2 protein-coding genes (1 of these 2 cut by a window edge) are annotated in these 22,870 nt (G+C 70.3%); both read left to right on the top strand.

What is annotated here, in order from left to right; genetic code table 11:
* Nucleotides 1-82: 82 nt before the first annotated feature.
* Nucleotides 83-10,036, top strand: coding sequence for a non-ribosomal peptide synthetase (locus JK364_RS03275; protein WP_201847286.1), 9,954 nt, complete (start codon nucleotides 83-85; stop codon nucleotides 10,034-10,036).
* Nucleotides 10,033-22,870, top strand: the 5' portion of a protein-coding gene (locus tag JK364_RS03270) for a non-ribosomal peptide synthetase (protein ID WP_201847284.1). The gene runs 7,673 nt beyond the window's last position; the window shows 12,838 of its 20,511 coding nt (coding positions 1-12,838); it begins with the start codon at nucleotides 10,033-10,035; its stop codon lies off the right edge, out of view. The genes JK364_RS03275 and JK364_RS03270 overlap by 4 nt, the downstream gene beginning before the upstream one ends.

Below are 22,870 nucleotides of genomic sequence, written 5' to 3'. Positions count from 1 at the left end.
AGCCGCCAGCCGCACCGCAGCCGCCACCGCATCCCATCCCGCGCAGTCCGCCACTCCGCAGAACCGAGAGGACCGCTCCGCCATGTCCGACGCCGCCCGTACGCTCCGTCGACCCGTAAGCGCCGCCCAGTTGGGCGTGTGGGTCGCCCAGCAACTGCAGCCGGACAGTCCCCTCTACAACTGCGGCGCCTATCTGGAGATCCACGGCCCGGTCGACACCGGCGTCCTCGGAGAGGCGGTACGGCGGGCCGTCGAGGAGACCGAGGCGCTGCGGTCGTACTTCACCGAGGACACCGATCCCAGCGAGGACACCGATCCCACCGGGGACACCGATCCCACCGAGGACACCGAGCGCACCGAGGACACCCGGCTGTGCCAACTCGTCGTGCCCGCCGAGCCGTCGTCTCTGCGCGTGCGCGACCTGCGCGACGCGGCGGACCCGGAGGCCGCGGCGCACCGGTGGATGAACGCGGAGATGCGCATCCCCTTCGACCTCGGCCGCGGCCCCCTGAGCGATCAGACCTTGCTGCTCCTGGCCGACGACCGGTCCTTCTACTTCCACCGCTACCACCACGCCGTCCTCGACGCGTTCGGACAGTCCGTGTACGGCGCGCGGGTCGCGGCCCTCTACACCGCCCTGCTCACCGGTACCGAGCCGCCCGAGTCCGGCTTCGCCACCCTCGACCGGGTGATCGCCGAGGAGACCGGCTATCCGGGCTCGCGCCGCCATGCCCAGGACCGGGCCCACTGGCTCGACCTGTTCGAGGAGGTGCCCGACCCGGTGGCGCTCGCGGGCCGCTCGGCCGGCAGCACCCACAGCGGTTTGCGGCGCATCCTGACCCTGCCGACCGCCCTGGCCGATCGGCTCACCGCGCTGAGCGACCGGCTCCGGGCGCAGTGGCCGGCAGTCGCCATCGCGGCCACAGCCGTCCTCTACCACCGCATGACCGGCCGCACGGACCTCACCTTCTCGATGCCCCTGGCAGGCCGCACCAGCCGGGTGTCCCTGGGCACGCCGAGCGCGATGGTGAACGTCCTGCCCATCCGGGTGACCGCCACCCCGGGGACCACGTTCACGGAGCTGGTCGCGTCGGTGTCGCGCTCGCTGGCCGATGTCGTCAGGCACCAGCGGTTCCGGGGCGAGGAACTCGTCAGGGAGCTCGGGCTCTCGGGAGGCCGCCAGGCCCGTCTCGGCCCGACACTCAACGTGGTGGCGTACGTCGACGAGCTCAGGTTCGGCGAGAGTCGCGCCACCCCCCACCCCCTGTCCACCGGGCCCGTCAACGATCTGAAGATCAACTTCTATGGCACGGCGGCCTCCGGCAGAGGCATCCGCGTGGAGTTCGACGCCGACCCGGCCCTCTACGACGAACGAGAGCTCGCCGCCCACCAGGAAAGGCTGGTGCGGGTGCTGGAGTGGGCCGTGGGACAGCCCGAGCGTCGTATCGGTGAGGTGGAGTTGCTGGATGCGGCGGAGCGGGAGCGGGTGCTGGTCGAGTGGAACGGCGAGCGGCGCGACGTACGGGGTGTGTCGTTGCCGGTGTTGTTCGCGGAGCAGGTGGTGCGGACGCCGGGCGCGGTGGCGGTGGTGTGTGGCGACGTTCGGCTGACGTATGCGGAGTTGGAGGCGTGGTCGAATCGGGTGGCGCGGTGGTTGGTGGGGCAGGGGGTGGGGCCGGAGTCGTTTGTGGCGGTGGTCCTGCCCCGGTCGGTGGAGCTGGTGGTGACGCTGCTGGGTGTGGTCAAGGCAGGTGGCGCGTATGTGCCGGTGGATCCGGAGTATCCGGCCGAGCGCATAGCGCACATTCTGGATGACGCACGGCCGGTGCTGGTCATCGATGATGTGGCGGTGCTCGCGGCGGCTGACGAGTATGCGGCTGATCCGGTACCGGCGATCACCGGTCTCAACACCTCCGCGTATGTGATTTATACGTCGGGTTCGACGGGGCGTCCGAAGGGTGTGGTGGTTGAGCATCGTTCGGTGGGGGCGTATCTGGAGCGGGCGCGTGAGGTGTATCCGGATGCGTCGGGGACGGCGTTGCTGCATTCGTCAGTGGCGTTCGATCTGACGGTGACGGCGTTGTACACGCCGTTGGTCAGCGGTGGCCGGGTGGTGCTGGGTGAGCTGGATGAGCACGCCGGACATGCTGGTCGGCCGTCGTTTATGAAGGGCACCCCCTCCCATCTGGGAATGCTGGAAGCGCTGCCCGAGGAGGTGTCGCCGTCGGGCACGCTGATCACCGGTGGCGAGGCGTTGGTCGGGGAGGCGCTGACGTCGTGGCGGGCCGCGCATCCGGATGTGACGGTGGTCAACGCGTACGGTCCCACCGAGGCAACGGTCAACTGCGCGGACTTCCGCATCGAGCCTGGTGCCGCGGTGGCGGCGGGGCCGGTGCCGATCGGGCGGCCGTTCCGGAACACCCGCGCCTATGTCCTGGACGCGTCGTTGCGTCCGGTGCCGCCGGGGGCGGCCGGTGAGCTCTACATCGCCGGTGTGGTTCTGGCGCGGGGCTACTGGCGTCGTGCGGACCTGACGGCGGAGCGTTTCACCGCCGACCCTTACGGCCCTGTGGGTGCGCGGATGTATCGCACGGGGGATCTGGCGCGCTGGAACGCCGATGGGCAGTTGGTGTATGTGGGCCGGGTCGATGACCAGGTCAAGGTGCGTGGGTTCCGTATCGAGCTGGGTGAGATCCAGGCCGTCATCAGCGGTCACCCCGATGTCGCGCGGACGGCTGTGGTCGTGCGGGAGGACCGGGCCGGGGACCGGCGGCTGGTCGCCTATGTGGTGGCGGACGGCACGGTTTCCGAAGTGGGCTTGCGGGAGCATGCCGCGGGTCTGTTGCCGGATTACATGGTGCCCTCGGCGTTCGTCACCCTCTCCGAGCTGCCGCTGACGCCGAACGGGAAGCTGGACCGGCGTGCCCTGCCCGCGCCCGAGTACGGGCCCGACACGGCCGTGGGCCGTGTCCCACGCTCGCCGCGTGAGGAGATCCTGTGTGGTCTGTTCGCCGAGGTGCTGGGCGTGGAGTCGGTCACCATCGATGACGACTTCTTCCGTCTGGGTGGTCACTCCCTGCTGGCGACGAGGCTCGTCAGCAGGATCCGTGGCGTCCTGGACGCGGAGCTGCCCATCCGGCAGCTGTTCGAGACCCCCACCGTCGCGGGCATCTCCACCCTCCTGGACCGGACGGCCCTCGGCACCTCCACCGCCCGCCCCGCCCTGACCGCGACCGCGCGCCCGTCCCGCGTCCCCGTCTCGTACGCGCAAGCCCGCCTCCGCTTCCTGGACCTGCTGGACGAGGGAAGCACCGCCTACAACGCGCCCGGCGCGCTGCGCCTGACCGGACCTCTGGACCGGGAGGCGCTGAGCCTCGCCCTGGGCGACGTGGTGGCACGCCACGAGAGCCTGCGCACCGTCTTCGCCGAGGACGAAGAGGGCTTCACCCAGGTCGTTCTGGAACCGCGCCACGCCGCGATCGATCTCGGCGTGCGGACGGTGGCGGAGGACCGGCTCGCGGCAGAGCTCACCGCCGAGGCTCGGCACGTCTTCGACCTGTCCCATGAACCACCGCTGCGGGTCACGCTGTTCGAACTGGGGCCGGACGAGCACGTACTCCTGCTGCTCCTGCACCACATCGCGGGTGACGGCTGGTCGATGCGACCCCTGGCGCGTGACGTGGCGACGGCGTACACGGCGCGCGTCGAAACGGGCGAGGCCCCGCGGTGGCAGCCGCTGCCGGTGCAGTACGCGGACTACAGCCTCTGGCAGCGGGTGGTCCTGGGAGCGGAGGACGACCCCGACAGCGAGCTCTCCCGCCAGCTCGCCTACTGGACCACCGCGCTGGCGGGCATCCCGGACGAACTCGCGCTGCCCGCGGACCGGGTGCGCACCGAGGAGCTGACGCAGCGCGGCGGCCAGGACTCCTTCCGCATCCCCGCCGAACTCCATCAGGCGCTGTACGGGCTGGCCCGCAGGACCCGCTCCAGCCTGTTCATGGTGTTGCAGGCCGGGCTCGCGGCGCTGCTGACCCGGCTCGGCGCCGGCACCGACATTCCCATCGGCACACCGATCGCCGGCCGCACCGACACGGCCGTCGAGGAACTGGTCGGGTTCTTCGCCAATACGCTGGTGCTGCGCACGGACACCTCGGGCGATCCGACGTTCAACGAGCTGATCGAGCGGGTCCGGGAGCGGAGCCTGGCGGCGTACGCACATCAGGACCTGCCGTTCGAGCGGCTGGTGGAGGTGCTCAACCCGGAGCGCTCGCTCTCCCGGCATCCGCTCTTCCAGGTGTCGCTGTCCCTTCACCACACCGACCCCCGGGCCACGGTCGCCGAGGTCGCCCGGCTGCCGCGGCTCGCCGTGGAACTGCAACGGCTGCCGATCGAGGACACCAAGTTCGACCTCAACTTCGAGCTGACCGAGCGGTTCGACGACGCGGGGAGGCCCGCCGGCATCGCCGCCGACCTGGAGTTCAGCGCCGAACTCTTCGAGCCGCGCACGGCCCGCTCCCTTCGCGAACGCTATCTGCGGCTGCTGGCCGCCATGGCCGGGGAACCGGACCGGCGGGTCTCCGAGGCCGGGATACTCGACGCGGCCGAGCGGACGGCCGTCCTCGAGGAGTGGAGCGACCCCCGGCGCCCGGCTGTGGCCGCCGTGCTGTCGCGGGTGGAGCTGCCCGACGCGGTGAGCGGCACCCGGGTCTATGTGCTGGACGAGGCCCTCCGCCCGGTGGCGCCCGGTGTCCCCGGGCAGCTGTACGTGGCGCACCAGGACCCGGCCCCGGCCGGCCAGGACGGCACCGGTATCGCCGACGCCGGGCGGCCGCTCCCGTGTCCCTTCGACCACGGCAGCGCGATGCACCGCACCGGCCGGATGGCCCGCTGGTCCCACGACGGGGAACTGCGGCTGGTCGAGACCCCCGCCGAGCGTCCGGGCGAAACCGCCGCACCCGACCGGCGGACCGAGCCGTCCCGTGCGCCACGCAACCCGCGGGAACAGATCCTGTGCACCCTCTTCGCGGAGATGCTGGGCGTTCCCTCCGTGGGCATCGACGCGGACTTCTTCGCCGCCGGCGGCCATTCCCTGTCAGCCGTACGGCTGCTCAGCCGCGTGCGCTCGGTGCTCGGCGTGGAGATCTCCATCCGCCGGCTCTTCGAGAACCCGACCGTCGCCGGTCTGTCCGCGGTGCTCGACGAGGCGTCCGGCGCCCGGCCTCCCGTGACCCCCGCCCCGCGCCCGCCGCGCGTTCCGCTCTCCTACGCACAGCAGCGGCTGTGGTTCCTGCACCACCTGGAGGGCCCCAGCGCCACCTACAACATCCCGGTCACCCTGCGGCTCGTCGGCACCCTTGACCGCACCGCACTGCGCCTTGCCCTGGGTGACGTCGTCGCGCGCCACGAGAGCCTGCGCACGCTGTTCGCGCAGGAGACGGCGGAAGGGACCGGTGCGCGGCAGGTCATCCTGCCCGCCCAGCAGGCGCGACCGGAGCTGATCGAGGAGACGGTCACCCCCGAGGAACTGGACGGCAGGGTACGGGCCGCGGCCTCCCACCCGTTTGACCTCACCCGCGAACTACCCGTCCGCGGATGGCTGTTCACCACACCCACCGGGGAGTGCGTCCTCGTCCTGGTGGTCCACCACATCGCGGGCGACGGCTGGTCGCTCGGCCCGCTGGCCCGCGACCTGTCGTCGGCGTACACGACACGCGTCGAAACGGGCGAGGCCCCGCGGTGGCGGCCGCTGCCGGTGCAGTACGCCGACTACACCCTGTGGCAGCGTGAGGTGCTCGGTGCCGAGTCCGACCCCGACAGCGAGATCTCACGCCAACTCGCCCACTGGAAGCGGGCACTCGCGGATCTCCCGGCGGAACTGGAGCTGCCCACCGACCGGCCCCGGCCACCGCGCCAGTCCCACCAGGGCGGACGCATCACCTTCGAGGTACCCGCGGAGCTTCACACGGGCCTGGCCCACCTGGCGCGCGACACGCGGTCGAGCCTGTTCATGGTGGTGCAGGCCGCCCTGGCGACGCTGCTGACCCGGCTCGGGGCCGGTACGGACGTGCCGATCGGCAGCCCCATCGCGGGGCGGACCGACGCCGCCGTGGAGGACCTGGTCGGCTTCTTCGTCAACACGCTGGTGCTGCGCACCGACACCTCCGGCAACCCCGCCTTCACCGAACTCGTCGGCCGGGTCCGCGAGACGAACCTCGGCGCCTACGCGCATCAGGACCTGCCGTTCGAACGGCTCGTCGAAGTGCTGAGCCCCGTCCGCTCGCTCGCCCGCCACCCCCTGTTCCAGGTGCTGCTGGGCTTCGACAACAACCAGGACGCCCTCGAGGTGCTGAGGCTGCCGGGCCTGACCATGGACGTACGGGCTCCGGAGACCGGACACGCCAAGTTCGACCTCGCGTTCTTCTTCGACCAGACCTACGGGCCCATGGGCGAGCCGACCGGCATGCACGCCGCGGTCGAGTACAACGCCGACCTCTTCGACCGGAAGACCGCCGACGGCTTCGCGGATCGACTGCTGCGGGTGCTCGAAGGCGTCGTGGCCGACCCGGACCGCCCCATCGGGCGGCTCGACATTCTGACCCCCGCGGAAACCCGGCACATCCTGCGTGACTGGATCGGAACCGCGCAGGAGGTGCCGCCGCAGACCGTGCCCGTACTGTTCGAGCGGCAGACCGCCGAGGTGCCCAGCGCCACCGCGTTGATCTCCGAGGACACCACCCTCTCCTACGAGGAGCTCAACGCCCGGGCCAACCGGCTGGCCCGGCTCATGGCCGCCGAGGGAATCGGGGCAGAGGACATCGTGGCGATCGCCCTGCCCAGGTCGGCGGAGATGATCGTCTCCCTGGTCGCCGCCCTCAAGACGGGTGCCGCCTACCTCACCCTCGACACCTCGGCCCCCGAACAGCGGCTGCGCGCCATTCTCGACGACTGTGCGCCCCGCGCCCTGATCACCGACGGGGCCACCCGCCCCCTCCTGGGCACCGGCCCGGCCCGCTGCCTCGTCCTGGACGACCCGGCCACCGTACGGGCGCTCGCCGACGCCCCGGCCACCGATCTCACGGACGACGACCGCGTACGCCCGCTGGACCCGCGCCACCCGGCGTACGTCGTCTACACCTCGGGCTCCACCGGGGCCCCCAAGGGTGTGGTGATGCCCATGGGGTCGCTGATGAACCTGCTCGCCTGGCACACCGACACCTACAGCGGCGGCGTCGGCACCCGCACCGCCCAATTCCTCGCCGTCGCCTTCGACTTCGCGGTGCAGGAGATTCTCCAGGCGCTGGTGGCGGGCAAAACGCTCGTCCTGCCCGAGGAACACGTCCGGCGCGACGCCTACGAACTGGTCCGCTGGATCGCCCGCCACGGCGTCAATGAGCTGTTCGCGCCCACTTTGGTGATCGACGCGGTGCTCGCGGCCGCCGAGGACCGCGGCGAACCACTGGACTCGCTCACCGACATCTTCCAGGGCGGCGAACAGTTCCGGCTCAGCGCCGAGTTGCGCCGGTTCTGCGCCGGCGACTGGCGCCATATGGCCCACAACATCTACGGCCCGGCCGAGACCCACGCGGCCACGTCCACCACGCTCCCCGAGGACACCGACGAGTGGCCGTCGTCCGCGTCCATCGGCCACCCGCTGTGGAACGCCCAGGTCCATGTGCTCGACGCGTACCTGCGGCCGGTGCCGCCCGGTGTGCGAGGGGAGCTCTACATCGGCGGCGCACAGCTGGCCCGCGGCTACCTCAACCGGTCCGGCCGCACCGCGGAACGCTTTGTCGCCACCCCGTTCGGCGCCCCCGGCTCCCGTATGTACCGGACCGGCGACATCGTGTGCTGGAACCGCCTCGGGCAACTGGAGTTCCTGGGGCGCGTCGACGACCAGGTGAAGATCGGCGGTTTCCGCGTCGAACCCGGCGAGGTCGAAGCCGTGCTCGGCGACCATCCGCACGTCGACACGGCGGTCGTCGTCACCCGCGAGGACACCCCCGGGGTGACCCGGCTGGTCGCCTACGTCGTACCGGAAGGCGCCCACGACGAAGCCGACCTCGTCCCCACCCTGCGTACCCACCTCGAACAGCACCTGCCGCACTACATGGTCCCGTCGGCCGTGACGGTCCTGTCCGAACTGCCCCTCACCGCCAACGGAAAGCTCGACCGGCGGGCGCTTCCCGCTCCCGTCGCGGACCGCGACGGCACGGGCCGAGGGCCGCGCACCGAGCGGGAGAAGACCCTGTGCGGGCTGTACGCCGACGTGCTGGGGCTCGACGGGTGCGGCATCGACGACGGCTTCTTCGATCTCGGCGGCGACAGCATCATGTCCATCCAACTCGTCGGCCGGGCCCGGCGGGCGGGACTCGAACTGTCGGTCCGCGACATCTTCGAGCACCGCACCGTGGCCGCGCTCGCCGACGTCGTCACGGAGGTGGCGGGGACCGTCGTCGAGGAGCCGGGCGCCGGCGTCGGCGAGGTGCCCCTCACCCCGATCGCGCACTGGCTGCTGCGGCGTGGTGAGGACCTGGACGGGTTCAACATGTCCGTCGTCCTCCAGACGCCCGCGGCGCTGCGCCTCGACACCCTCACCCGGACCTTCCAGGCGCTCATGGACCACCACGACGCCCTGCGGGCCCGGCTCACCGACGGCCCCGGACGCCGACTGGAGATACGGGCACCCGGCACGGTCGACGCCGCGCCCCTGGTACGCCATGTGCAGGCCACCGGACAAGCCGGCCGGCCCCTCGACGAACCCGCACTCGACGCCCTGGTACGGGCCGAGAGCGAGAGCGCCAGGGAACGGCTCGACCTGGACCGCGGCACGCTCGTACAGGTCGTGTGGTTCGACCGCGGTGCGGACACGCCGGGCCTGCTGCTGTTCCTCGTCCACCACCTGGTCGTCGACGGAGTCTCCTGGCGCATCCTGGTACCCGACCTCGCGGAGGCCCACGAGGCCATCGCCGCCGGCCGCACACCCGAACTCCAGCCCGTGGGCACCTCACTGCGGCGTTGGGCCCAGCGGCTGACCGAGGAAGCGGCCGAACCGGCCTGGGTCGCCGACGCGGCCTGGTGGCAGCAGACGCTGCGGAAGGAGGACCGCGGGCTCGGGCGCCGGGCGCTGGACGCCGCCCGCGACACCACCGCGGCCGCCCGACGGATCAGCCTCACCCTTCCGGTGAGCGTCACCGAAGCCGTGCTGACCCGATTGCCCGCCGCGTTCAACGCGGAGGTCAACGACGTCCTGCTGACCGCCTTCACCCTGGCGTGGGAACGGTGGCGCGGGGAGACCGGCCTCCTTCTCGACCTGGAGGGGCACGGCCGCGAGGAGCACCTCGTCCGGGGCGCCGATCTGTCACGCACGGTGGGCTGGTTCACCAACCTCTACCCCGTGCGCCTGGAGACGGGCGCCACCGACCTCACCGAGGCGTTCGCGGGCGGTGGAAGCGCGGGAGACATCCTCAAACGGATCAAGGAACAGCTCAGGTCCGTGCCCGACAAGGGCATGGGCTACGGCCTCGTCCGCTATCTCAACCCCGCCACGGCCGAGGGGTTCGCGGGATTGCGGGATCCTCAGGTCGCCTTCAACTACCTGGGGCGCTTCTCCACCACAGGCGTCGGCCAGGACACCGACTGGACCCCGCTCATCGGCGTCGACAGCGTCGCCGGCGATCCGCCGCACCTGCCGCTCGCCCATGCCCTGGAGCTCACCGCCCGTACGCATGACGGCCCCCACGGATCGCAGCTCGTCGCGCACTGGACCTGGGCCGGCGGAATCCTCGACGAGGACGAGGTCCACGAACTGGCCGACCTGTGGTTCCGGGCGCTCGAAGCACTCGTGACCCACGCCGAGAACCCCGACGCCGGAGGGCTCACCCCGTCCGACGTCTCCCTGTCCTCGATCACCCAGGACGAGATCGAGGCATTCGAGGACGAACTCGGCGACCTGTTCGACGACATGCCGGACGACGAAGAGCCGGCCGCATCCGACGACGTACACGCTCCTGAAGACGAAGAAGAGGCCCGACAGTGAGTCGCACCCCGCGGAAGATCGAGGACATCCTGCCGCTGGCCCCGCTCCACGAGGGCCTGCTCTTCCACAGCGTCTACGACCAGGGTGAACTCGACCCCTACGTCGTCCAGGCGGCTTTCGACATCGAGGGCCCGCTGGACACGGCCATCCTGCGCACCGCCGCCGAGGCCCTCCTGGCCCGCCACGCCACCCTGCGCGCCGCCTTCCGGCAGCGCAAGAACGGCGACTGGGCGCAGGTGGTGATGCGCACTGTGCCGCTGCCCTGGACCGAGACCGACCTGACCGCGCTGCCCGAGGGCGAGCGGCCCGCGGCCGCGGCCGAGGCCATGACCGCCGACCGGAGCACACGGATCGACGTGACCCGGCCACCGCTGCTGCGATTCACCCTCATCCGGCTGGGTGCCTCGCTCCACCGCCTGGTGCTGACCAACCACCACCTGGTGCTGGACGGCTGGTCGCTGCCCGTCCTCATGGGCGAACTGTGCGCGCTGTACGACGCCCACGGCGACGACAGCGCCATGCCCCGCGTACGCCCCTACCGCGATTACCTCACCTGGCTGGCGGCACAGGACCGCGAGGCCGCCCGCGCCGCCTGGCGCGAGGCGTTCGCCGACCTCGCCGAACCCAGCCCGGTGGCCCCGGGCGTCGCCCGCACCACGGTCGCCTCCGCCGAGGTCCTCGCCTCCTTCTCCCGGTCCGACACCGCCGCCCTCACCGAGATCGCCCGGAGCCGCGGCGTCACCCTCAACACCGTCGTACAGACGGCCTGGGCGATCACCCTTGGCCGACACACCGGTCGCGACGACATCGTCTTCGGCACCACTGTCTCCGGGCGCCCGCCACAGATCGACGGCGTCGAACGGATGGTGGGCCTGTTCATCAACACCCTGCCCACCCGGATACGGGTGCGTGCCGCAGAACCGTTCGTCGAACTCCTCACCCGCGTCCAGGCCGAGCAGACCCGGCTCACACCACACCAGCACCTCGAACTCCCCGAGATCCAGCGCGCGGTGGGCCACGGCGAGCTCTTCGACACCTCCATGGTGTTCCAGAACTATCCCGTCGACCGCGCCGCCACCGGCGGCGAGGGCATCGCCGCCGCCGTCCAACTCGTCCCCAGCAAGGACCGCGAAGCCACCCACTACCCGCTGATGCTGGTCGGCTCCGCCCGCGACACCATGCTGTTCAGACTCAACTACCGGCCCGATGTCTTCGACGAGGCCGCCGCCCAGCGGTTCTTGGACCGTTTCGTACGTGTCCTGCACGCACTCGTCGCCGACCCCGAGCTGCCCGTCGGCCGCGTCGATGTGCTGGACGAGGCGGAGGCGCGGTCGGTGTTGTGGGACTGGAATGACACGGCGGGTGAGGTGCCGGGTCGTTCGGTGGTGGAGTTGTTCGGGGAGCGGGTGGCGCGGACACCGGACGCGGTGGCGGTGGTGGCTGGTGGGGTGTCGCTGTCGTATCGCGAGCTGGATGAGCGCGCTGGGCGTTTGGCGGGGTTGCTGGTCGGGCGTGGGGTGCGGCCCGATGCGTTCGTGGCGGTGGCGTTGCCGAGGTCGGTGGATCTGGTGGTGGCGTTGCTGGCGGTGTGGAAGGCGGGGGCGGCGTACTTGCCGCTGGATACGGAGTACCCGGCGGACCGGCTCGCCTACATGCTCCAGGACGCCATGCCGACGCTCATCCTCACCACGGATGAGCTGACGGGTGTGCTGCCGGATGTGGACATCCCGCGGGTGCTGCTGGACGCGCCGGAGACCGCCGAGGAGCTTTCCCGGACGGAGGGGGAGCGGCGGTTCGTTCCCCCCGCGCCGTCCCACGCGGCGTATGTGATCTACACATCGGGTTCGACGGGTCGGCCGAAGGGGGTGGTCGTTCCGCAGGGGCCGTTGGCGAACTTTGTGGTGGCGATGGCGGAGCGGTTGCAGCTCGCCGGGGCGGACCGGTTGCTGGCGGTGACCACGGTGGGGTTCGATATCGCGGGTCTGGAGCTGTTCGTGCCGTTGTTGAGTGGTGCGGCGGTGGTGGTGGCGGAGCGGGATGTGGTGCGGGATCCGGTGGCGTTGTGTGGGTTGGTGTCGGCTGAGCGGATTTCGGTGATGCAGGCGACGCCGAGTTTGTGGCGGGCGGTGTTGGCCGAGGACGCCTCCGTGCTCACAGGAGTGCGGGTCCTCGTCGGTGGTGAGGCTCTGCCCGCTGATCTGGCGGTGGCGTTGGCTGAGCGGGCCGGGTCGGTGACGAACATGTATGGCCCGACGGAGACCACGATCTGGTCGACGGCGTGGTCGGTCACGTCGGAGGGGGCGGGTGCGCCGCGTATCGGGCGGCCGATCGCCAATACCGAGGTGTATGTGCTGGACGGTGGGTTGCGGCCGGTGCCGGTGGGTGTGCCGGGTGAGTTGTATATCGCGGGTGAGGGTGTGGTCCGTGGCTATCACGGACGCTCGGGGCTGACGTCGGAGCGGTTTGTGGCCGATCCGTTCGACCGCACCGGCGGTGGGCGGATGTATCGCACGGGTGACCTGGTGCGGTGGTCTGCCGTGGGTGAGCTGGAGTACCTCTCCCGGGTCGATGACCAGGTCAAGCTGCGGGGCTTCCGTATCGAGCTGGGTGAGATCGAGACGGTGCTTGCCGGGCATGACGGCGTGGCCCAGGCCGCCGTCCTCGTCCGCGAGGACCGGCCCGGCGACAAACGGCTCGTCGCCTATCTCGTCCCGGCGGCGGATGGTGCCGTACCGAGCGGCACCGATCTGCGTCGGCATATGGCCGCGCAACTGCCCGACTACATGGTGCCCTCCGCGTTCGCGACCCTGGACGCCTTCCCGCTGACGCCGAACGGCAAGCTGGACCGGCGCGCCCTGCCCGCGCCCGACTACGGACCGGGGTCGACGGGCGGCCGGGCCCCGCGTTCGCCGCGCGAGGAGATCCTGTGCGGTCTGTTCGCCGAGGTGCTGGGCCTGGAGTCGGTCACCATCGATGACGACTTCTTCGGCCTCGGCGGCCATTCGCTGCTGGCGACGAAGCTGGTCAGCCGGATCCGCTCGGTCCTGGACGTCGAGTTGGCGGTGCGCCGCGTCTTCGAGGCACCCACCGTCGCCGAGCTCGCGACCGTGCTCGACGCGTCCACCGCGGTGCGCTCCCCGCTGCGGGCGGTGGTGCCGCGTCCGGTGCGGTTGCCGTTGTCGCTGGCGCAGCAGCGGTTGTGGTTCCTGTATCAGTTCGAGGGGCCGAGTGCCACGTACAACATTCCGGTGGCGCTGCGGCTGAGCGGTGAGCTGGACGAGCGCGCGTTACGGCTGGCCCTGGGCGATGTGGTGGCCCGGCACGAGAGCCTGCGCACGGTGTTCGCCGAGGACGCCGACGGTCCGTACCAGATGGTCCTGGACACCGCGGAGGTCGAGCTCAACGTCGTACGGACCGACGAGACCCAGCTGCGTGCCGAACTCCTCACCGAGGGCCGCCATACCTTCGACCTCCGGTCGGAAAGGCCGCTGAGGGTCTCGCTGTTCGAGCTTGGCGGCGATGAGTATGTGCTGCTGGTCGTCGCGCATCACATCGCGAGTGACGCGTGGTCGATGGGCCCGCTGGCCCGCGATCTGACCGGGGCGTACGCGGCGCGGGTCGGCTCCGGCGGGGCTCCGGGCTGGGAGCCGTTGCCGGTGCAGTACGCGGACTACAGCATCTGGCAGCGCGAGGTGCTGGGTGCGGAGGACGATCCCGACAGCGAGATCACCCGCCAACTGGCCTACTGGAAGGCGGCGTTGGCGGACCTTCCGGAGGAGCTGCCGCTGCCGTTCGACCGCCCCCGCCCGGCGGCCGCCACCTACCAGGGCGACTCCGTCACTCTCGACCTCGCTCCGGAGCTGCACGAGAAGCTGACGCGGATCGCCCGTGAGCGCCGGGCCAGCCTGTTCATGGTGGTGCAGGCGGCGCTGTCCGCGCTGCTCACGCGCCTGGGCGCGGGGACGGACATCCCCCTCGGTACCTCCGTGGCCGGCCGTACCGATGACGCGCTGGACGACCTGGTCGGCTTCTTCGTGAACACGCTGGTGCTGCGGACGGACACCTCCGGTGACCCGACGTTCGCGGAGCTGATCGAGCGGGTGCGGGTGCGGGATCTGGAGGTGTACGCCTATCAGGATCTTCCGTTTGAGCGGTTGGTGGAGGTGGTCAATCCGGAGCGGTCGCTGTCGCGGCATCCGTTGTTCCAGACGATGTTGACGTTGAACAACACACAGCAGGGTGGGGTGTCGGCCGTTGTTTCGTTGCCGGGCCTGTCGGTGACGGGTGAGCCGGTGGCGGCGGGGGCGGCGAAGTTCGATCTGTCGTTCCGGCTTGCGGAGCGTCGTGGTGGGGTTGATGGGGGTGTGGTGCTGGAGGGGGCTCTGGACTTCAGCACCGATCTGTTCGACCGGGCCACCGCGCAGAGTGTCGCCGAGCGTTTCGTCCGCGTGCTGACCGTGCTGGCCGAGGACCCCGAGCGTCGTATCGGTGAGGTGGAGTTGCTGGATGCGGCGGAGCGGGAGCGGGTGCTGGTCGAGTGGAATGGTGAGTCGCGGGGTGTGCGGGGTGTGTCGTTGCCGGTGTTGTTCGCGGAGCAGGTGGTGCGGACGCCGGATGCGGTGGCGGTGGTGTGCGGTGACGTTCGGCTGACGTATGCGGAGTTGGAGGCGTGGTCGAATCGGGTGGCGCGGTGGCTGGTGGGGCAGGGGGTGGGGGCTGAGCGGTTTGTGGGTGTGGTGTTGCCGCGGTCGGTGGAGCTGGTGGTGACGCTGCTGGGTGTGCTGAAGGCAGGCGGCGCGTATGTGCCGGTGGATCCGGAGTATCCGGCGGAGCGCAAGGCCCACATCCTGAGTGATGCGCGGCCGGTGCTGGTGATCGATGGGGTCGCGGATCTCGTGGCGGCCGATGCGTACTCGGATGAGCCGGTGGAAGAGGTGCGGGAGCTGTCGCTTCCGGCCTACGTGATTTATACGTCGGGTTCGACGGGTCGGCCTAAGGGTGTGGTGGTTGAGCATCGTTCGGTGGGGGCGTATCTGGAGCGGGCACGCGAGGTGTATCCGGATGCGTCGGGGACGGCGTTGCTGCATTCGTCGGTGGCGTTCGATCTGACGGTGACGGCGTTGTACACGCCGTTGGTCAGCGGTGGCCGGGTGGTGCTGGCAGACCTCGATGAGTCGGCGGGTGGTGCTGGTCGACCGTCGTTTATGAAGGTCACCCCCTCCCACCTGGGAATGCTGGAAGCGCTGCCCGAGGAGGTGTCGCCGTCGGGGACGCTGATCACCGGTGGTGAGGCGCTGGTGGGCGAGGCGCTGGCAGCCTGGCGGGCGGCGCATCCGGATGTGAGGGTGGTCAATGCGTACGGTCCCACCGAGGCGACGGTCAACTGCACCGACTTCCGGATCGAGCCTGGTCAGGAGGTTGTTGGTGGTGCGGTGCCGATCGGGCGGCCGTTCTGGAACACGCGGGCGTATGTGCTGGACGCCTCGTTGCGTCCGGTGCCGCCGGGCGTGGCCGGTGAGCTGTACATCGGTGGTGTGGTCCTGGCACGGGGGTATTGGCGTCGTCCGGATCTGACGGGGGAGCGGTTTACCGCTGATCCCTTTGGTCCGGCGGGTGCGCGGATGTACCGCACCGGGGATCTGGCGCGCTGGAACGCCGATGGACAGCTCGTGTACGTGGGCCGGGTGGATGACCAGGTCAAGGTGCGGGGCTTCCGTATCGAACTGGGCGAGATCCAGGCTGTGCTGCGTGGCCATCCCGATGTGGCTCAGGCCGCGGTGGCCGTGCGGGAGGATCGGGCCGGGGACCAGCGACTGGTCGCCTATGTGGTGGCGGATCACCTTGACATCGCGGTTCTGCGGGAGCACGCGGCCGCTTCGCTGCCGGATTACATGGTGCCGTCGGCGATTGTCACCCTCTCCGAGCTGCCGCTGACGCCGAATGGAAAGCTGGACCGGCGTGCGTTGCCCGCGCCCGACTACGGTTCGGACGCTGTCCCTGGCCGGGCGCCGCGTTCGCCGCGCGAGGAGATCCTGTGTGGTCTGTTCGCCGAGGTGCTGGGCGTGGAGTCGGTCACCGTCGACGATGACTTCTTTCGGCTCGGTGGCCACTCGCTGCTGGCCACCCGGCTGGTCAGCAGGATCCGTGGCGTCCTGGACGCGGAGTTGCCCATCCGGCAGCTCTTCGAGACCCCCACCGTCGCCGGTATCTCCACCGCCCTCGCGACCGACGGTGTGCGTCGCCGCGTCACCGTGGCCGATCCGCGCCCGGAGCGGATTCCGCTGTCGTATGCCCAGCGGCGGCTGTGGTTCCTGAACCAGTTCGAGGGCCCCAGCGCCACCTACAACGCTCCGGTCGCGCTGCGGCTGACCGGGCGGCTGGACCGGGACGCGCTGCGCCAGGCCCTGGGCGATGTGGTGGCCCGGCACGAGAGCCTGCGCACCGTCTTCACCGAGGACACCGACGGCTCCTGGCAGATCGTCCTGCCCATGAACGAGGTATGTGCGGAGCTCCCGCTGGTGGAGACCGACGAGGAGCGGCTGGACGAGGCGCTGGCCGAGGCGGCGGCCCGTCCCTTCGACCTGGCTGCCGAAATCCCCTTCCGCGCCGTGCTGTTCGCGGTCGCGGAAGAGGAGCATGTGCTGCTCGCCCTGACACACCACATCGTGAGCGACGCATGGTCGCGCGCACCGCTGGCGCGGGACGTGGCGGCGGCGTACACCGCGCGGGTCACCTCGGGCGATGCCCCTGAGTGGGAGCCGCTGCCGGTGCAGTACGCGGACTACAGCATCTGGCAGCGCGATGTCCTCGGCGACGAGTCCGACTCCGACAGCGAGATCTCGCGCCAGCTCGGTTACTGGACCACCGCGCTGGAGGGCCTGCCGGATCAGCTGGAGCTGCCGTACGACCGGCCGCGCCCGCCCGTCGCCTCCTACCGGGGCGATCGCGTTCCGTTCCAGGTGTCCGCGGAGCTGTACGCACGGATCGGCGAGCTGGCCCGGGAGGCGCAGGCCAGCCCGTTCATGGTGCTTCAGGCCGGCCTTGCGGCGCTGCTCACCCGGCTCGGCGGGGGGACGGACATCCCCATCGGCACACCGATCGCCGGCCGGACCGACACCTCGCTCGACGACCTGATCGGTGTCTTCCTGAACACGCTGGTGCTGCGCACGGACACCTCGGGGAACCCCGGCTTCGCCGAGCTCCTCTACCGGGTCCGGGAGACGAACCTGGGCGCGTACGCCCATCAGGACCTGCCCTTCGAGCGGCTGGTCGAGGTGCTCAACCCGGAGCGTTCGCTCTCCCGGCACCCCCTCTTCCAGGTGTTGCTGACCCTCAACAACACCGACTATCAAGGGGCGTTGGACTCCCTCGGGGGTCTTCCCGGGCTCACCGCCGACCGTCAGCAGGTCGAAACGTCCGTGGCCAAGTTCGACCTCGCCTTCGGCTTCGTCGAGAGCCATGACGAGAATGGGCAGGTGCACGCGCTCAACGGTGTCCTGGAGTTCAGCACCGACCTGTTCGACCGCGCGACGGCACACACCCTCACCGAACGGTTCCTCCGGCTCCTCACCCAGGCCGTGGCCGAGCCGACCGCCCCGCTGGCCCGCGTCGATGTGCTGGACGAGGCGGAGGCGCGGTCGGTGTTGTGGGACTGGAATGACACGGCGGGTGAGGTGCCGGGCCGTTCGGTGGTGGAGTTGTTCGGGGAGCGGGTGGCGCGGACGCCGGACGCGGTGGCGGTGGTGGCTGGTGGGGCGTCGCTGTCGTACGGCGAGTTGAACGCTCGGGCCGGGCGTCTGGCGCGGTTGCTGGTTGACCGTGGGGTGCGGGCCGAGGGCTTTGTCGCGGTGGCGTTGCCGAGGTCGGTGGATCTGGTGGTGGCGTTGCTGGCGGTGTGGAAGGCGGGGGCGGCGTACTTGCCGCTGGATACGGAGTATCCGGCCGACCGGCTCGCCTACATGGTCCAGGACGCCGCACCGACTCTCATCCTCACCACGACGGAGACCGGCGACCATCTCCCCGAGACCATCGAGATTCCGCGTCTGCTCCTGGACGAGCCCGTCGTGCGGGACGCGCTGGACGATCCGGCCGGGCCCGAGGAGGCACGGGCGGCGATGGACCTCACCACCTCCGCGTATGTGATTTATACGTCGGGGTCGACGGGTCGGCCGAAGGGTGTGGTGGTGCCGCAGGGGTCGTTGGCGAATTTCGTGGTGGCGATGGCGGAGCGGTTGCAGCTCACCGGGGCGGACCGGTTGCTGGCGGTGACCACCGTCGGGTTCGATATCGCGGGTCTGGAGCTGTTCGTGCCGTTGTTGAGTGGTGCGGCGGTGGTGGTGGCGGAGCGGGATGTGGTGCGGGATCCGGTGGCGTTGTGTGGGTTGGTGTCGGCTGAGCGGATTTCGGTGATGCAGGCGACGCCGAGTTTGTGGCGTGCGGTGCTGGCCGAGGATGCTTCGGTGCTGGCGGGTGTGCGGGTGTTGGTGGGTGGTGAGGCTCTGCCCGCTGATCTGGCGGTGGCGTTGGTTGAGCGGGCCGGGTCGGTGACGAATATGTATGGCCCGACGGAGACCACGATCTGGTCGACGGCGTGGTCGGTCACGTCGGAGGGGGCGGGTGCGCCGCGTATCGGGCGGCCGATCGCCAATACCGAGGTGTATGTGCTGGATGGTGGGTTGCGGCCGGTGCCGGTCGGGGTGCCGGGTGAGTTGTATATCGCGGGTGAGGGTGTGGTCCGTGGCTATCACGGACGCTCGGGGCTGACCGCCGAACGCTTCGTGGCCGATCCGTTCGACCGCACCGGCGGTGGGCGGATGTATCGCACCGGTGACCTGGTGCGGTGGACGGCCGCGGGTGAGCTGGAGTACCTCTCCCGGGTCGATGACCAGGTCAAGCTGCGGGGCTTCCGTATCGAGCTGGGTGAGATCGAGACGGTGCTTGCCGGGCATGACGGCGTGGCCCAGGCCGCCGTCCTCGTCCGCGAGGACCGGCCCGGCGACAAACGGCTCGTCGCCTATGTGATCCCGGCCGTGGAGGGCAGCCCCGAAACCCTGGCCCTGCGTGAGCACGTGGCCGCGCAACTCCCTGCGTACATGGTGCCGTCGGCCTTTGTGACGCTGGATGCCTTCCCGCTCACCGCGAACGGGAAGCTGGACCGGCGGGCGCTGCCCGCGCCCGACTACGGTTCGGACACCGCCACCGGCCGGGCGCCGCGTTCGCCGCGTGAGGAGATCCTGTGCGGTCTGTTCGCCGAGGTGCTGGGCCTGGAGTCGGTCACCGTCGATGACGACTTCTTCGGCCTCGGTGGCCACTCCCTCCTCGCGACCAAACTGGTCAGCCGCATCCGTACCGTCCTGGACGCCGAACTCGCCGTACGCCGCGTCTTCGAGGCACCCACCGTCGCCGAACTCGCTGATGTGCTGGACGCGTCGGCGGTGGCACGGACCCGGCTGCGAGCGGTGGTGCCGAGGCCGCCGCGGTTGCCGTTGTCGCTGGCGCAGCAGCGGTTGTGGTTCCTGCACCAGTTCGAGGGGCCGAGTGCCACGTACAACATTCCGGTGGCGCTGCGGCTGAGCGGTGAGCTGGACGCGCGCGCGTTACGGCTGGCCCTGGGCGATGTGGTGGCCCGGCACGAGAGCCTGCGTACGGTGTTCGCCGAGGACGCCGACGGTGCGTACCAGGTGATCCTGGACGCTGCCGAGGTGGACCTGACGGTGGCCGCGATCGACCGGGAGGCCGTACGGGAAGAGCTGAACCGGACGATCCGGACGCCCTTCGACCTCATGGACGATGTGCCGCTACGGGCGTGGCTGTTCGAGCTGGGCGATGACGAGTCCGTCCTGCTGGTCGTCGCGCATCACATCGCGAGCGACGCCTGGTCGATGGGCCCACTGGCCCGCGATCTGACACGCGCCTACGCGGCACGAGTCGGCTCCGGTGAGGCTCCGGAGTGGGAGCCGCTGCCGGTGCAGTACGCGGACTACAGCATCTGGCAGCGCGAGGTGCTGGGGGCCGAACACGACGCGGAGAGCGAGATCTCCCGCCAACTCGGCTACTGGCAGGAGGCGCTGGCCGACCTTCCGGAGGAACTGCCGCTGCCCTTCGACCGGCCACGGCCGGCGACCGCCTCGTTCGACGGCGATCGGATCACCTTCGAGCTGCCATCCGCCCTTCACGATGAGCTGACGCGGATCGCCCGTGAGCGTCGGGCCAGCCTGTTCATGGTGGTGCAGGCGGCGCTGTCCACGCTGCTGACACGGCTCGGCGCCGGGACGGACATCCCGTTGGGCACGGCCATCGCCGGCCGCACGGACGACGCGCTGGACGATCTCGTCGGCTTCTTCGTGAACACCTTGGTGCTGCGGACGGACACCTCCGGCAACCCGACGTTCGCGGAGCTGATCGAGCGGGTGCGGGCGCGGGATCTGGAGGCGTACGCGTACCAGGATCTGCCCTTCGAGCGGCTGGTCGAGGTGGTCAACCCGGAGCGTTCGCTCGCCCGGCATCCGCTCTTCCAGACGATGCTCACGCTGAACAACACCGAGCAGGCCGGGGCGTCGGCCGTCACCTCGCTGCCGGGCCTGTCAGTGACCGGTGAACCGGTGGCCGCCGGAGGGGCGAAGTTCGACCTGTCCTTCCGGCTCGGTGAACGGCGCGACGATGCGGACGGAAGTGTGGTGCTGGAGGGGGCTCTGGACTTCAGCACCGATCTGTTCGACCGGGCCACCGCGCAGAGTGTCGCCGAGCGTTTCGTCCGGGTTCTGACCGAGCTGGCCGAGGACCCCGAGCGTCGTATCGGGGAGGTGGAGTTGCTGGATGCGGCGGAGCGGGAGCGGGTGCTGGTCGAGTGGAACGGCGAGCGGCGCGACGTACGGGGTGTGTCGCTGCCGGTGCTGTTCGCGGAGCAGGTGGCGCGGACGCCGGACGCGGTGGCCGTGGTGTTCGGTGACGCCCGGCTGACGTACGCGGAGCTGGACGGGCGGTCGAACCGGGTCGCCCGGTGGCTGATCGAGCGGGGAGCGGGGCCCGAGCGGTTTGTGGCCATCGCCTTGCCCCGGTCGGTGGAGTTGGTGGTGACGCTGCTGGGTGTGCTGAAGGCCGGTGGCGCTTATGTGCCGGTGGATCCGGAGTATCCGGCGGAGCGCAAGGCTCACATCCTGAGCGATGCCCGGCCGGTCCTGGTGATCGATGACGTGGCGGATCTCGGGGCGGCCGATGCGTATGGGGATGAGCCGGTGTCGGCGGTGGTGAGTCTCAATACGCCCGCGTATGTGATTTATACGTCGGGTTCGACGGGTCGTCCCAAGGGTGTGGTGGTTGAGCATCGTTCGGTGGGGGCGTATCTGGAGCGGGCGCGTGAGGTGTATCCGGATGCGTCGGGGACGGCGTTGCTGCATTCTTCCGTCGCGTTCGACCTGACCGTCACCGCGCTCTACACCCCGCTGGTCAGTGGTGGCCGGGTGGTGCTGGCAGACCTCGATGAGTCGGCGGGTGGTGCTGGTCGGCCGTCGTTTATGAAGGTCACCCCCTCCCACCTGGGAATGCTGGAAGCGCTGCCCGAGGAGGTGTCGCCGTCGGGGACGTTGATCACCGGTGGTGAGGCGCTGGTGGGCGAGGCGCTGGCAGCCTGGCGGGCGGCGCATCCGGGTGTAAGGGTGGTCAACGCGTACGGTCCGACGGAGGCGACGGTCAACTGCGCCGACTTCCGGATCGAGCCTGGTCAGGAGGTTGCTGGTGGTGCGGTGCCGATTGGGCGGCCGTTCTGGAACACCCGCGCCTATGTGCTGGATGCCGGTCTGCGTCCGGTGCCGCCGGGCGTGGCCGGTGAGCTGTACATCGGTGGTGTGGTGCTGGCGCGTGGCTACTTGGGGCGTGCGGATCTGACCGCTGAGCGGTTTACCGCCGATCCTTACGGTCCGGCGGGTGCGCGGATGTATCGCACGGGTGATGTAGCGCGCTGGAACGCCGATGGCCAACTGGTCTACGTGGGCCGGGTGGATGACCAGGTCAAGGTGCGGGGCTTCCGTATCGAACTGGGCGAGATTCAGGCCGTGTTGAGCGGTCACCCCGAGGTGGCGCAGGCGGCCGCCGTCGTACGGGAGGACCGGGCCGGGGACCGGCGACTGGTCGCGTACGTCGTGGCGGATCCCAGCGTTTCCGATACGGACCTGCGGGAGCACGCCGCCGGGTCGCTACCCGACTATATGGTCCCCTCGGCCTTCGTCACCCTCGAAGAGCTGCCGTTGACCCCCAACGGAAAGCTGGACCGGCGTGCGTTGCCCGCGCCCGACTACGGTTCGGACACCGCTACCGGCCGGGCGCCGCGTTCGCCGCGTGAGGAAATCCTGTGCGGTCTGTTCGCCGAGGTTCTCGGCCTGGAGTCGGTCACCGTCGATGACGACTTCTTCCACCTCGGCGGCCACTCCCTCCTCGCGACCAAACTGGTCAGCCGCATCCGTACCGTCCTGGACGCGGAGTTGCCCATCCGGCAGCTCTTCGAGACCCCGACCGTCGCCGGTATCTCCACCGCCCTCGCGACCGATGGTGTGCGTCGTGGCCTGACGGTGGCCGATCCGCGCCCGGAGCGGATTCCGCTGTCGTATGCCCAGCGGCGGCTGTGGTTCCTGAACCAGTTCGAGGGCCCCAGCGCCACCTACAACGTCCCCATCGCGCTGCGGCTGACCGGCCCCCTGGACCGGGACGCCCTACGGCTGGCCCTGGGCGATGTGGTCGCCCGGCACGAGAGCCTGCGCACCGTCTTCACCGAGGACGCCGACGGTGCGTACCAGGTCGTGCGCCCGGCCGATGAGGCAAGCCCCGAGCTGACGACGGTGG

This window comes from Streptomyces endocoffeicus (assembly GCF_016741935.1).
Classification (GTDB): domain Bacteria; phylum Actinomycetota; class Actinomycetes; order Streptomycetales; family Streptomycetaceae; genus Streptomyces; species Streptomyces endocoffeicus.
The sequence above is the reverse complement of the archived record's forward strand: the minus strand, read 5'-3'. Positions and strand labels throughout refer to the sequence as shown.